The 13,490-nt window shown below is 55.6% G+C and carries 13 protein-coding genes; all 13 read right to left on the reverse strand.

Going from position 1 to position 13,490, the window contains the following annotated elements:
* Positions 1–49 precede the first annotated feature (49 nt).
* The 13 genes from BN3772_RS05530 to BN3772_RS05590 all read right to left on the reverse strand — a co-directional run bounded on the left by BN3772_RS05530 (position 50) and on the right by BN3772_RS05590 (position 13,391).
* The gene (locus tag BN3772_RS05530) at positions 50–445 is read right to left on the reverse strand and encodes a diacylglycerol kinase family protein (protein WP_042197566.1); all 396 of its coding nucleotides are present in this window, start codon (positions 443–445) and stop codon (positions 50–52) included.
* Entirely contained in the window at positions 445–939 is a 495-nt protein-coding gene (gene ybeY, locus BN3772_RS05535) for an rRNA maturation RNase YbeY (protein WP_042197569.1), read from the reverse strand. The genes BN3772_RS05530 and ybeY overlap by 1 nt, the downstream gene beginning before the upstream one ends.
* Positions 936–3,197, reverse strand: coding sequence for an HD family phosphohydrolase (locus BN3772_RS05540; protein ID WP_042197571.1), 2,262 nt, complete (start codon positions 3,195–3,197; stop codon positions 936–938). Before BN3772_RS05540 ends, ybeY begins: the two co-directional genes overlap by 4 nt.
* A 17-nt stretch (positions 3,198–3,214) precedes the next feature.
* Complete coding sequence (locus tag BN3772_RS05545) at positions 3,215–4,186, reverse strand: PhoH family protein (protein ID WP_042197574.1); 972 nt, start codon at positions 4,184–4,186, stop codon at positions 3,215–3,217.
* Positions 4,187–4,201: 15 nt separating this feature from the next.
* Positions 4,202–5,383 (reverse strand): sporulation protein YqfD, encoded by a 1,182-nt coding sequence (gene yqfD, locus BN3772_RS05550; protein ID WP_042197577.1) that lies wholly within the window; start codon positions 5,381–5,383, stop codon positions 4,202–4,204.
* On the reverse strand, positions 5,380–5,673 hold the full coding sequence (gene yqfC, locus BN3772_RS05555) for a sporulation protein YqfC (RefSeq protein ID WP_042197580.1): 294 nt from the start codon (positions 5,671–5,673) through the stop codon (positions 5,380–5,382). Before yqfC ends, yqfD begins: the two co-directional genes overlap by 4 nt.
* Before the next feature lie 227 nt (positions 5,674–5,900).
* The gene (locus tag BN3772_RS05560) at positions 5,901–6,512 is read right to left on the reverse strand and encodes a hypothetical protein (protein WP_042197583.1); all 612 of its coding nucleotides are present in this window, start codon (positions 6,510–6,512) and stop codon (positions 5,901–5,903) included.
* Positions 6,513–6,528: 16 nt separating this feature from the next.
* Positions 6,529–7,530, reverse strand: coding sequence for a flotillin-like protein FloA (floA, locus tag BN3772_RS05565; RefSeq protein ID WP_042197586.1), 1,002 nt, complete (start codon positions 7,528–7,530; stop codon positions 6,529–6,531).
* 78 nt (positions 7,531–7,608) lie between these two features.
* Complete coding sequence (locus BN3772_RS05570; RefSeq protein WP_042197590.1) at positions 7,609–8,976, reverse strand: NfeD family protein; 1,368 nt, start codon at positions 8,974–8,976, stop codon at positions 7,609–7,611.
* Positions 8,977–9,161: 185 nt separating this feature from the next.
* Positions 9,162–9,605 (reverse strand): GatB/YqeY domain-containing protein, encoded by a 444-nt coding sequence (locus BN3772_RS05575; RefSeq protein ID WP_042179432.1) that lies wholly within the window; start codon positions 9,603–9,605, stop codon positions 9,162–9,164.
* 15 nt (positions 9,606–9,620) lie between these two features.
* Positions 9,621–9,794 (reverse strand): 30S ribosomal protein S21, encoded by a 174-nt coding sequence (gene rpsU, locus BN3772_RS05580; RefSeq protein WP_005547957.1) that lies wholly within the window; start codon positions 9,792–9,794, stop codon positions 9,621–9,623.
* Between the two features lie 138 nt (positions 9,795–9,932).
* A complete protein-coding gene (locus tag BN3772_RS05585) occupies positions 9,933–10,292 on the reverse strand; it encodes a histidine triad nucleotide-binding protein (RefSeq protein ID WP_042179434.1) in 360 nt (119 codons plus the stop codon).
* 618 nt (positions 10,293–10,910) lie between these two features.
* Positions 10,911–13,391: an SbcC/MukB-like Walker B domain-containing protein gene (locus tag BN3772_RS05590; protein WP_052380392.1), complete on the reverse strand. Its 2,481-nt coding sequence runs from the start codon at positions 13,389–13,391 to the stop codon at positions 10,911–10,913.
* Positions 13,392–13,490: the final 99 nt, after the last annotated feature.

Genomic DNA, 13,490 nt, shown 5'->3' on the forward strand with positions numbered 1-13,490 from the left:
GGGCATAAATGCCGGTCCGCCTCAGGCTTTGGCTGAAGTTGTAAACTGATTATGACATAAATCCTGCGATCCAGTCCATCACCGGATGATAAAAAACGTAGATTCCCACAATAACGGCAAAAACCGCCGTAAGCAGCACAGCTCCTGCGGCGGTATCTTTGGCGGTCTTAGCCAGGGGATGAATATCCGGCGATACCAGATCAATCGTCGCTTCAATTGCTGTATTCAGCAGTTCTGTACTCAGTACAAGCGTTATTGCCAGCAGCAGCAGTATCCAGCTTAAAGGAGGAAGCCTGAAGAACGCCGCAGCGGCAAGCACCGCTACAGCCAGAACGCTATGCACCTTCATATTCAGCTCAGATTTGAACGCGGAGGCAATGCCGTGCGCTGCAAACCGGAATGAATGCCAGAATTTTTTGTGGCCTACCGCCGTATTTTTGGCCATTAGCGGGTTAACCCTACCTGCGCCAGTACATTCTCCTGTTTGGACATCATTTCAGCCTCTGATTCCGCATCCTGATGGTCATAGCCCAGCAGATGCAGGAAGCCGTGAACGAACAGGAAGCCAAGCTCCCGCTCCAGGGAATGGCCGTATTCCTCAGCCTGCTCCTTAGCCCGTGTAACAGAGATAATAATATCCCCCAGCGAATTCGGGACCTCTCCGTATTCATCATCATCAAAAGCATATATAATCTCCGGCTCGTCCTCTCCCGCCTCGTTCATGGCAAAGGACAGCACGTCTGTCGGACGGTCGATTCCCCGGTACTCCAGGTTCAGCTCATGTATACGCGCATTGTCAACAAAAGTGAGATCTACCTCACCCTTTTCAACCCCTTCGGCTTCGCCTGCTTTTTGCAGAATGCTGTCAAGGAGCGCTATCAGAGCATCCGTTATCTCGTATTCTTCCTGCTCGTTGTTCCAGTTGATGGCCAGACTCATGTTGTAGCCGCCCCTTCCTCTTTCTTCGGTTTTTTCACTTCTTCAGGATATTCGATCCGCGAGTGAAAAATCCCCATGACCGTCTCTTTGAGCGTCCGGGCAATAATGTCCAGCTCCTTGATCGTCAGGTCACATTCATCAAACTGGTGGTCGTCCAGCCTGCTTTTAATTATCTTTTCAATCATCGTTTCTACCTGAACAACAGTAGGCTTGCGGAGTGAGCGGACCGCTGCTTCCACACTGTCGGCGATACCAACCACAGCGGCTTCCTTGGACTGCGCCTTCGGCCCAGGATAACGGAAATCCTCTTCGGTGAAGTCAGGCGTGACACCCTTTTCCTCCGCGATCTTAAGCGCCTTATGATAAAAATAATGCAGGAACGTCGTGCCGTGATGCTGCTCGGCAATGTCGCGGATCGGCTTAGGCAGCTTGTACTCCTTCTGCATCTCCACCCCGTCACGGGCATGCGCTACAATGATGGATTTGCTGAGCGCCGGCTCAATCGAGTCATGCGGATTCTCCATATTGTTCTGATTCTCAATAAAATAAAACGGCCGCTTTGTCTTGCCGATGTCGTGGTAATAGGAGCCTACCCGGCACAGCAGACCGTCTGCTCCAATTGCTTCCGCCGCCGCTTCCGACAGATTGCCGACCATCACGCTGTGATGATAGGTTCCCGGCGTTTCTGTAAGCAGCTTGCGCAGCAGCGGATGATTCGGATTGGACAGCTCAACCAGCTTCAGCGCTGACAGGATCCCGAAGGTGGCCTCAAAGAACGGCATCAGCCCGATTACAAGCACTGCTGTCAGCAGCCCGCCGGCAAAAGCAAAGCCAAGCGAATACAAGGTCTGCGTATCATTCCAGCCCCCCCCGCCGAGCAGCTTCAGCATAAACACAGTAACTGTGCCGAACAAGGAAACCATGATTCCGCCCTTAAGCAGTGTGGAACGCTGGCCCGCGCGGTGAGTGGCAAATATAGCAACATACGACACTACCAGGGCAAAGAAGCCGAAGTTAAAATCAAATACGGTATTCTGCTGCACATTCAGAATAATGCTCGCCAGCACACTGAACAGGATGGAGCAGAAATAGGCCAGGGTCATATCCAGCAGCATAGCTATCAGCATGGCCCCAATGGCGACCGGAGCCAGGAACCCTACATAGTAGCGGACATCGGTCTGCAGGAAGGCAGCCAGCTTCATAGTGATCATGGTGATGACAAAAACAAGCATCAGCATCAGGAGCTGCGAGTTATTGTACTTGAATCCCGAGCTGGCTGCGCCTCCGGAGTACCGGATAAACACCATCAGCCCCGCTGAGAGCATGACCGACAGCAGCAGCAGCCCGAACTGCGGCCAGTAATTGACCTCATTGCTCAGCAGCCCGTTCTCATCCAGCAATGTGTACAGCTCAGGGGTAATCGTCTCGCCTTTGGCTACCAGCACATCGCCCTGTTCAATAAATACATCCGGCGTGTTCTCACGGGCTTCGACCTTGGCTTCTTTCGTCGCTTCCTCATCAAAAAATTTATTAGGCATAATAACCAGCCGGACCAGCTCCTGAGTCACCTCGCGGGCTGTGCGCTGGCTGAGCGAGCTGACGCTGACCTGCTCCGCCACCTTGGCGCGGGCGGTCTGGGCGTCGACAATCTGGTCATTCATCAGCTTGATGACAATCTCCCGGGCAACCTGCTTCATCTCAATGATATCCTGGGTAGTCAGCCGCGGAATTTTGATATAAGTCTCTTCAGGAATAGTGTAAGCCTGTTCAGCAATGCCGGTCTGGATCTCCTCCAGGAGCGTATCTGAATAGGTACCGGCGTTGCGGCTGGAATTAATAAAGCTCTGAACAAAATCATTAGCCCGCTGCGGGATAACATCCTTGTAAATGCCGATCTTGTCACTTTGCGAGATCAGATCATCCTGATTCAGGCTGTCGATCCGGTCCAGCAGCAGAGTAACCAGGCTGTCCGCCCGGATCGGTATGATGGCATATTTGTTCTGTACACCCTCTGCCGCAGCTTCCTGGGCCTTAAGCTTGGCTTTGTTATCCAATATCTGCTTGGGAGCCGTAATCTCTTTGGCGCTGGTAGTATTTACTTTGATATCATAACGTTTCGGCAGCAGGTCAGACGACAGGCTGAAGTAGAAGACCAGCCCCAGGAACAGGAAAAGAGCATAGCGCGTCAACGCGCTATACTTCCATCCGGTATTGCTGTATACGAATCCGCTTAGTTTCGATGGTTGCTTTGAAGCCATGAGGACAGTCCCCTTTGTTAGTCGAGGTTTTCGGCAGAGCGGTCATAGGCTACGATAATCTTCTGCACCAGAGAATGCCTTACAACATCCTGTTCCGCAAAATAGACAAAGCCGAGTTCTTCAATGCCGGATAAAATCGCCTTAGCTTCGATTAATCCTGATTTCTTGCCGCGCGGCAGGTCGATCTGGGTAACGTCACCGGTGATGACCATCTTCGAGCCGAAGCCGAGCCGGGTCAGGAACATCTTCATTTGTTCAGGCGTCGTATTCTGGGCTTCATCCAGGATGATGAAAGAATCGTCGAGTGTACGTCCGCGCATATAAGCAAGCGGTGCAATCTCAATGAGTCCCCGCTCAAGTGCCTTAGCCACCTGATCAGGCCCCATAACGTCGTATAACGCGTCGTAGAGCGGCCGGAGGTACGGGTCAACCTTCTCCTGCAGATCGCCCGGGAGAAAGCCCAAGCTTTCTCCTGCTTCTACAGCAGGACGGGTGAGCACGATACGCTTGACAGAGCCTTCTTTGAGGGCCGAGACGGCCAGTACTACCGCGAGGTAGGTCTTACCTGTTCCCGCAGGGCCGATGCCGAAGACGATGTCGCGTTTCTTGATCGTAGTCACATAATGCTTCTGGCCGATGGTCTTAACACGGATCGGCTTGCCGCGGAAGGTGGTTGTAATTTCACCTTTGAACAGATCCAGCAGCTGGTCAGCGCGGAATTCCTTAGCAAGCTCCACAGCATACTGAATATCGCGTTCGCTGAGCATGTAACCGCTGCGGATCAGCGACAGCAGAACATTGAACAGCTGCTCCAGCATGTCCACTTCACGCTCTGCCCCGCGGATCGTAATTTCTGCTTCCCGCGAGTCAATCACTGCCGGAATTTCACTTTCGATAATCTTGAGAAATCCATCCTGCGGGCCGAACAGCGATTGCGCTTCTCCCGCATTTTGCAAAGATATACGTATGCTTGCAGTCTGTTCTGACAAGTAGCCTCATTCTCCTCAGTTGTTTACTATCGGAAGTTCTTCCGCAATTCTCTCTTCCACCTCAAACAGCACTTTCATATAAACTTTACCATTGTCTTTCTTCTCATGCAAAATTTTTTGACTTTTAATGGTGCTGTCGGTGCCGTAACGGGCTAAAATATCACTTTTTGCCCGGGCAATTCCTTCCGCTCTAGCTTCTTCCGCCGTCTTTACCGCAGACGTATACTCCACTTCCAGCTCCTTCTCTGTCATAACCCCGAGAGGCAGCTGCAGAGATCTCCAGGACAGCATATTGTTCTCAGTCAGCGTGCGGGATTTACTGAAGCCGGAGCTGCCGTAGCCCCATAGCTGAACGGCCCAGTCTCCGAGGACAAGATAAGTCCGGTCCTTCCGCTCTCCTGTATAGGAGCTGCCGGTGGTTTTAAGCGGAACCTCGATATTATATTCATGCCAGACAAGGCCCTTCACCTCGCCCTTGGCAACAACGTATTCTATGTTTTCCTTATCACCCAATGCGCCGGAAATGAGGATTTGCCCTTTTTTGACCCGGGAATTGATGCCGACGACCGGCCGGCCCTGCTCGGCATAAATTCCTGTAACGACCGCATCTGTCCTGCTGATCAGATGCCGCTGGCTCAGCAGCGGGCGGTTTTCCGGCTGATCCGCCTCTACAATATGGATCGTGATGCTCGTCCCGGTCCGCTCCACACCGATCCAGGAAATACCCGGCACCCGGGAGATCAGCCTCTTGGAGAGCTTGTCCGGCTCATCCATGCGCCAGATCCACTGGAACGGATAAATCCCCTCCTGCCGTGCGGCTGCCAGCAGATCATCCGAGGCGATACGCTGGTTCCCATCGACCCGGACCGTCCAGACCATCGAGCAGAACAGCAGAATCATCACCCCGAACAGCAGGATACCTGCAGAAAAAAGCTTGCGTCTCCACAGCCTCGCCAGCCGGAAGGGGAGGCCGTTTCTGGCGGTAACGTGCATGCGGCAGCCTGTACTTTTCAAAATCGGCCGGAGGCGGAAAAAGTCATCCAGCAGCAAATTCAGGGAAGCGCCGTCCCCTGCAGGCTTCACTTCCCAGATGACGATGCCGGCTTCGGCTGCGGCATTGATAAATTTCTCCACCGCAGGTCCCGTCACATGCAGTGTAACGAACCCCCGCAGCACTGACAGAGGCGGCTCTTTCATGTTTTCTCCTCGCTTCCCTTGTATCTGATTTCTCCGATAACGCCTTCTACGGCCAGTTCCTGGCCGAGAATGTTGCGGATTTTCAGCTCTTGGCCGGAAATTTCAAGCGCCCCTTTGGCTAAAGCGATTGTTAGCAGGGCGGACGAAAAATGCAGCACACCGCGGTGATTCTCAATATACAGCTCTTTATTGCCGATCAGGGTGATCCGGGGCAGCTCCTGCAGCACATCCTGCGGAAGATCCAGTACCCCGTTTGTCCATCCCCGCAGCCTGCGGCCGATACGGGTCATATGTAGACTTCTCCCCCTTCCTGCCTTCTTTACACCTTATGCGGCACTGCAGCTTTTTATGAGAATTACTCACACGGGTGTGAAGAAATTAGGTCCGGAAATCCTGCAAGCCTGGCAAGACCCTTACAAGCAAAAAGCCTTCAGACCCTGTGAGTAGGGTCCGAAGGCTTAGCTTCACGGCACTATGGTTCTTACCGCCGAATAGAGGCTATGTTTACTGCAGCTTATTATCTTCTGGTTGAATGCGGCCTCCGCGAGCGCGGGGGTCCGAGAATTTCTGACCAGACGAGCCCGTTACGCAGCGCCTGGCGGCTGCCGCCAGCACTTCCCGGAAGCGGAGAAGCAGCGGCTCTGGCATGCTCCAGGGACGCTACAGGCCCTTCTGCGCCCTCGTCCAGCCCATATGCCGCTATTACATCATAAGCAGCCTGGAGGCGCTCCAGCTCGCGCTGCATCCGATCTGTACGGACCTGCACGCTGTCTTCCTGCTCTCCGGGCTGCTCGTAAGACATTCCCTCACCCGTCTCATAATCAGGAGTAGGCACATGCGGGGGCTCCTGCCAGGCTGGTGCAAGCTCATGCTCATGCTGCTCTGACGAAGCGCTGGCCGCCGGGCCGTTGTCCGGTGAAGGGAAGCCGCTGCCGGCTGCGGCCGGACGCGCGGCACTGCCGTCAGGCCCCGGACGCCGGTCTCTCCGCATCGGCTGGTCATCCCCCCCGCCGCCAAAGGTCGGCATACCGCCGCTTGCATTAGGTTTTTTCTTGTTTTTGGCCGCTTTATTCACATTGGTGAAGATTGCGACCAGAATAATCACAGCAATATAAATCAGACTGCCCATGGGATCTCACATCCCCTTATTTATTGGTCGGACGGTTGTGATCGTCCCCGTCGTTCGTTTTACCGAGTGAGCCGCGCATCTGCGTGTCCGCTTCGATGTTCTTGAGATTCATATAATCCATAACACCAAGCTGACCGGAACGCAGCGCTTCCGCCATAGCCAGCGGTACCCGGGATTCCGATTCGACAACGAGCGCCTTCATTTCGACAACCTTTGCCTTCATCTCCTGCTCATGGGCAACCGCCATCGCTCTGCGTTCCTCGGCTTTCGCCTGGGCGATGCGTTTATCGGCTTCAGCCTGCTCAGTCTGGAGGTACGCCCCGATATTTTTGCCGACATCAACGTCCGCAATATCAATCGAGAGAATTTCAAAAGCCGTACCGGAGTCAAGCCCCTTCGACAAAACGGTCCGGGAAATCGAGTCAGGGTTTTCCAGGACGTCTTTGTGTGAATTACTGGAACCTACTGTTGTAACGATACCTTCCCCGACACGGGCAATAATCGTTTCCTCACCCGCACCGCCGACCAGCCGGTCGATGTTGGCCCGGACCGTTACCCGTGCTTTTACCTTTACCTCAATCCCGTTCCGGGCTACTGCAGCAACAATCGGTGTTTCAATGACACGCGGGTTAACACTCATCTGCACCGCCAGGAGCACGTCACGTCCGGCCAGGTCAATAGCCGCTGCGCGTGTGAACTCAAGCGGAATATTGGCCCGCTGCGCCGCGATCAGCGCATTGACGACCCGGTCAACGTTACCTCCGGCGAGGTAATGGCTTTCGAGCTGATTAATATTCAGCCCCAGTCCGGCTTTGATAGCCTTAATCAGAGGATTAACAATCCGGCTCGGCGTAACCCGGCGCAGTCTCATCGCCACCAGCGTAATAATGCTGATTCTCACGCCGGATGCCCATGCAGAAATCCATAGCATAACCGGGAAGAAGCTGAAGAACACACTCAACACAATGATCACGACAACCGCGATCAGCAAAATAGGAATCAAAGAAGCTTCACCCATACCTGTTCCCAACCTCCGTTAACATTTTTTTCAAAGCTAATTCAAGAGCGATTCATTGCCGCCTAACGGACAGCAGGGTCATTCAATCATTTCCTTGACGACCACACGCCCGCCCTCCACCTTCACGACGGAAACGGGGCGTTCAGAACTGATAAAGCTGCCTTCGGTGACTACATCCACCCGTTCTCCGCTGAATACCGCAGTTCCCGCCGGCCGGAGCGGAGTGACGCTCATTCCCGCTGCGCCGATCAGGTTTAGCCTTTCCAGTGCAGGCACAAAACCTTCTTCTTTGGTCAGGCTCTCATGGAGAATAAACCGGTTCCAGATACCGCGTTCCTTGAATATTACCACCACGACCGCAATGACTACCGCCGCAGCGGCAAATGCGATCCCGAGATTCAGCAGGGCATGCGTATAGCTGAAGGCTGCCCGTACAACCCCCGCAATCAGACAGATGGAACCAAGCAATCCGAGAATCCCAAAGCTGGGGACAAAGAGCTCCAGGACAAGCATGACCAGCCCGAGAATAAACAGCAGCCATGTCTCCGCTCCCGCAAAGCCTGCCACATAGTTACCGAAGAAATACAGGGCGAAGGCCAAAGTCCCGATGATACCCGGAATGCCGAAGCCCGGCACAAGCAGCTCGATGACAATGCCGGCAATCCCGACAAAGAGCAGAATGGTCATTACAACCGGATTGGTCAGAAAATGCGACATTTTCTCAGCACCTGTCTGCTGAACATGAAAGATGTCGTCAGTCGAGTAGCCCAGCCAGGCCACCGCCTCTTCCGGTGTTGCCGCCAGATGCTCGGCATATCCTGCCTTCAGCGCCTCGTCACTGGTCAGTGCAATAATCTGTCCTGCCGTTTTGCTCACGCCAAGCTCAGGCTTGTTCACCACCAGGTTCACATCCATCATTCCTGCAGCAATGTCAGGATCACGGCCGTTCAGCGCGGCTGCCCCCACCATCTTCGATTTCCAGTAAGAATTCATCTTGGCGTCATCCACGCTGTTCCCGTTCATATCCACCAGCGAAGCCGCACCGATCATGCTCCCGGGCTTCATAATTATGGTGTCCGCGTTCAGCGCTATGTAACTTCCTGCCGACGCAGCGTCGCCTTTAATAAAGGCGGTAACCGGAATCTCACTGTCTCTGACCATTGTTCCAATCTGCTCGGCCGAGTTCACCAGACCTCCCGGCGTATCAATCGTAAGCACGATCAGAACAGCGCCGTAGTTCGCCGCTTCTGCAAATCCGCGCTCCAGAAAGCTCTGCAGGCCGCGTTCAATCTCCTGGTCTACCGGAATAATAAAAACGGGGCCGCTTTGGGCAACTCCGGCCTGCCTGTCTGTTGTTCCGGATGCTCCGGCCATAACCGGTATGCAGAGCAACAGCAGCAGCATAGCGGCAGTGCAGGATACAATCATTTTCCGGAATCTGCTCATATTTGAACCTCCCCTCACTCATGATAACCCAATTCATACTCCTAGTACGCCTTTTTCCGGCAATCCGTTTCAAAATGTGACTCCACTCTGCCGGATATAAAAAAAGGGACAACGGTAAGCATATGCTTAGCCTTTGTCCCCTGAAAATGAAAAACACCCCTTATACAAGGGGTGTCAGCGCTATATTATTGCAGAAATTGCAGAACCGCCTGGTTCACAAGTTTACCATCGGCGCGACCTTTGACTTTAGGCATCAGTGCGCTCATGACCTTACCCATATCACTTTTCGAAGAAGCACCGGTTTCCTGGACGGTCTGCTGTACAATTACTTTAATTTCTTCTTCGGAAAGCTGCGCAGGAAGATACTTAATGATAATCTCGATTTCTGCCTTCGTATTCGCGGCAAGCTCTTCACGACCCGCTGATTCAAATTCTTGGAGGGCATCTTTGCGCTGTTTGATTTCACGACTAAGGATATCAAGCACTTCGTTGTCGTCTAATGTTCTCTTTAATTCTATTTCAGAATAATTTATCGTAGAACGAACCATTCGAATGGTGGAGAGTCTGAACTTGTCCTTACTCTTCATCGCTTGCTTCATATCTTCGTTCAATCGTTCGCTAAGATTCATGACTCAGTAATCCTCCTAAAACTTTCTCTTACGAGCAGCCTCAGACTTCTTCTTGCGCTTAACGCTTGGCTTCTCATAATGCTTGCGTTTCTTCACCTCAGCCAAGACACCATCTTTAGCGATGGAACGTTTAAAGCGACGAAGTGCAGCATCAATTGTCTCGTTTTTACGAACTTTCGTTTCAGACACCAGTTTTCCCTCCCTCCGACCAGACCGTCCAAGAGCATAACACGGTTCATCAACTTTCATTATAGGTCAAACCGAAATAAGGTGTCAACCTTCGTGTTATTCTTTTTTCTGGCAGGCGGTCTGTTATTGGATACAGCGCTATGCGTGTGAATCCGAAATACCGACGAGGGCGCCCAGCTTGGCACCGCCAATCAGGTGGTAATGAAGATGCGGCACTGCCTGTCCGCTGTCGGGTCCGCAGTTGTTAATCAAGCGGTATCCGGTCTCAGCAACCCCAAGCTCTACAGCGATCTGCTGGGCCACGGCATGAATCTCACCGATCAGCGGCAAATCCTCCGCAGTCACATCATTCATCGAAGCAATGAACTTCTTGGGAATGATCAGCACATGCACCGGTGCCGCAGGCTGGATGTCATGAAATGCCAGAATGCGTTCGTTCTCAAACACTTTTTTTGAAGGTATGGTGCCCTCAATGATTTTGCTGAAAACAGTTTCCAATACAACACCTCCTTCTCAAGGTTGTGTGGAGCGGCGATGCTTGAATAAGCAGCACAACGTGTTACCGTACAGGCGAATGATCACGATGGATACAGGCCTGCCCGGTCGGAATGTCCGGCCTTCTCCGCCATATTATTTTATGAGTCTTATCATACAGGATTTTTGGGCAATACGAAAGCTGCTGTAAACCAGTTTACGGGGAGGCATTCCGGCAGGGATTGCCGATGATGATAATGAGGGGGGGCTTAGCAGATGCTGATCATCCATTTTATGTAGTAACGCATCATTTAGAAGGGTTCAGCCCGATAGGGCTAACACCTCCTACAGGCACGCCTGCTGCCTTGCTGCTGAAGGATAACTGTATTAGGTACAGTACAGCATCCAGACCACAAGCAAACTGTATCAGGTACAGCGGAAGATAATCCGTTAAATGGCCGGTAGACAAAAAAAAAAGAAACACCCTATCAGCTGAAAGGCTGATTCGGCGGCGAACGTATGAAAAGGAGTACATCCCGGTCATACGTCCGCCGAGGTGTTTCTAAATGATGTCGGCTTAGCTGTATTATAACAGGGGCATGATGGTGTCTCTGTGATCGACATCACATCACACCCCCAATTTCACATTTTTTCCAAAAGAATGTGCGATCCCCCGCCTCCCTGCTCGGCAGGCACCACAATCAGCTTACGCGGCAGTCTGGCCCGGAGCTCCGGAACATGGCTGATAATGCCGACAGACAGCTGGTCATTGTGCAGCTTTTCAAGGGATGTAATCACCGTATCCAGCAGGTCAGGGTCCAGAGTGCCGAAGCCCTCGTCCAGGAAAAAGAACTGCAGCGGATACTGTCCGCGGAGCTGAATCTGCGCCGATAGGGCAAGCGCCAGAGACAGTGAGGTCAGGAAAGTCTCTCCCCCGGACAGAGTCGAGACCGGACGGCGGACGCCCCCGTTCCCGTCGTCACGGATCACAAAGCCTCCGCCGGAGTCCACTTCCAGCGCGTAGCGCTGCTTGGACAGAAACCGCAGCCGCTGCGACGCTGCCTGACAGACCTGCATCAGCTGCTCCTCGGCAATATACTCGACAAAGGCATTGCCGCGCAGGACCGTCTGCAGCTTCGACAGGCGGTCCTGCAGCGCAGCGTGGCCGATCCGCTGTCCCTCAAGCTCCATCCAGCGAATATGGCGCTGCTGCAGATCCTCAAGATCCCGCTCGGCCCGTGCCCGGCTGCGCAGCGCCTCCTCATCGTCCTCCCTGCACTGGCGAAGTACAGCCTGGCTCTCCTGCCACTCCTCCGTACTGAGGGCTGCACCCTGCAGCTTCCCGGCTATGCTCCGCAGCTGCAGGTTCACTTCGGCCTCTTCCTCGCGGTGGCTCCGTACGCTCAGCATCGCAGCATTCCGCTCCTCAGGCGGCAGTGCCGCAGCCTCAACCTCAGCGGCTGAAGCAAACGGCGATGACTCCAGGCTCTCTTGCCAGCGTGCAGATGCCTCAGCATAATGCTCCCCGGCTGACTCAGCCGCCTGGCGGGCAATCGCCGCTTCCTTGAGCTCATGCTGCGCCTTCTCGGCTGCCTGACGATGGCTCAGCCTGCTCCGTTCAAGCGCAGCCTGCAGCTGCTGCAGCTGCCGCTCACTTTCAGCAAGCAGCTCCGCAGCAGCACGGCCGCCTGTCCACTGCTGCAGGCGCTCCGCCTTCTCGCGCTCCAGCGCTTCCTTGCCTTCCAGCTGGGCGTGTAAGTGAGCCAGCTCCTTATCCAGACCGGAGATTTCCTCCTGCAGCGCTTGAACGGCAGCGCTTTTGTCATCCAGAAATTTCACGCTGATCTCCAGACGGCCCCGGATCTCCTCCGCCTGCTCATCCTTAAGCAGCACCGCACGGTAAGCAGCCTCTGCCTCATCCGCCGCCAGTCCGGGAAACAGCGCGGCCCACTCCCGGTGCAGACTGTCCGCCTGACCTGCCAGCTCCCGGGCTTTACTCACCAGCCCGGCCAGCCAGGCTGCCTCTGCTTCTACGGCAGCCTCCTCCTTATGGTACAGCTGCTGCTGCTCCTGCATGGCCCGCTGCCACTGCGCAGCGTCGCTGCGCAGACTGCCGGAGCGGGCTTTGCAGCCGGCCAGCCTGTCTTCCAGCTCTGTCAGCAGGCCGGCATGCAGCGTCTCGTCTGCCCCCGGCACAGAGTGCATGCCCGCAGCGCTGACCTGCTCCAGACCGGCTGCAGCCGGAAGCTCCGGCATGCTCTCGCCGTACACCTGCGCGAGCCACGCTCCGTCCTGTTCCAGCAGGCTGCGGAACAGGTGGCGTGTATCCAGCGCCTGTCTGGCCAGCAGGCGCGCATGCTCCAGCCGGCCGGCCAGCTCATCGTCCCCGCCGCCGTCCTGGACGGACGCAGGCGAGGGGTGATGTTCGCTGCCGCAGACCGGGCAAGGCAGCCCGCTTTGGAGTTCACCGGCGAGTGCCAGCGAGAGCCGGTGAACCTCCTGCTCTTTGCGCGCGGCTTCCAGCGCGCCGCCGTGCTGCTCCAGGCGCACGGCGGCCTCTCCTGCGGCGGCTTCTGCAGCCCGCAGGACCTCCAGGTGCAGCGCGGCTGCGGCGACCAGCCCGCCGCGCTGCACGGCCAGCTCTTGCCGCCGGCCTCCGGCTGCGGCAAGGCGCGCCTCTGCGGCGGCGAGCACCGCCGCGCGGCCCTGGCGCTCGCGCTCAGCCGAGTCCCGCTGGGTCTCGGCTGAGCGCAGCCCCTGCAGTCTCTGCATCGCTTCCTGCAGAGACTGCCGTTCCTGGGAGCGGACCGCCAGCGGCAGCAGGCTCTGCTGCAGCTCCTGCTGCTTCTTTTGGCCGCGGGCCAAAAGCTCCCGCTCCCGGTTCATCCGCTCCTGCGCGGCAGCCAGCCCGCTGGAGACGGCCTCGCGGCGCCCCAGCACGGCGGCGCGCTCCCGGCGAAGCCCGCCGAGCTCGGCTGCGACCTCTACCGCACGCCGGTAGGTGCCGCCGCACTCGCGCAGGGCCGGCTCCTCCGCCTGCAGCGCAGCCTGTGCAGCCGCTTCAGCCGCAGCAAGCGCTGCCGCTGCCCGTTCGGCGGAAGCGGCCCGTACCGGCCTGCCCATACACACGGGCCAGCCGGCTCTTCCAGGCGGCTTCCGCGCTGCGCCAGGCAGTCAGCCCCGGCAGCCGCTGCCCGGCCTCGTCAGCCTGGCCGCGCTTCT

Source organism: Paenibacillus camerounensis, from assembly GCF_000723885.1.
GTDB classification, from domain to species: Bacteria; Bacillota; Bacilli; order Paenibacillales; family Paenibacillaceae; genus Paenibacillus_AQ; species Paenibacillus_AQ camerounensis.

Bases quoted from the DNA above. Each gene is read 5' to 3' on its own strand.
- BN3772_RS05590 (WP_052380392.1), bottom strand. From the start codon at position 13,391: ATGGGCAGGCCGGTACGGGCCGCTTCCGCCGAACGGGCAGCGGCAGCG.
- ybeY (WP_042197569.1), bottom strand. From the start codon at position 939: ATGAGTCTGGCCATCAACTGGAACAACGAGCAGGAAGAATACGAGATA.
- BN3772_RS05560 (WP_042197583.1), bottom strand. From the start codon at position 6,512: ATGGGCAGTCTGATTTATATTGCTGTGATTATTCTGGTCGCAATCTTC.
- BN3772_RS05530 (WP_042197566.1), bottom strand. From the start codon at position 445: ATGGCCAAAAATACGGCGGTAGGCCACAAAAAATTCTGGCATTCATTC.
- BN3772_RS05570 (WP_042197590.1), bottom strand. From the start codon at position 8,976: ATGAGCAGATTCCGGAAAATGATTGTATCCTGCACTGCCGCTATGCTG.
- yqfC (WP_042197580.1), bottom strand. From the start codon at position 5,673: ATGACCCGTATCGGCCGCAGGCTGCGGGGATGGACAAACGGGGTACTG.
- BN3772_RS05575 (WP_042179432.1), bottom strand. From the start codon at position 9,605: ATGAATCTTAGCGAACGATTGAACGAAGATATGAAGCAAGCGATGAAG.
- BN3772_RS05540 (WP_042197571.1), bottom strand. From the start codon at position 3,197: ATGGCTTCAAAGCAACCATCGAAACTAAGCGGATTCGTATACAGCAAT.
- floA (WP_042197586.1), bottom strand. From the start codon at position 7,530: ATGGGTGAAGCTTCTTTGATTCCTATTTTGCTGATCGCGGTTGTCGTG.
- yqfD (WP_042197577.1), bottom strand. From the start codon at position 5,383: ATGAAAGAGCCGCCTCTGTCAGTGCTGCGGGGGTTCGTTACACTGCAT.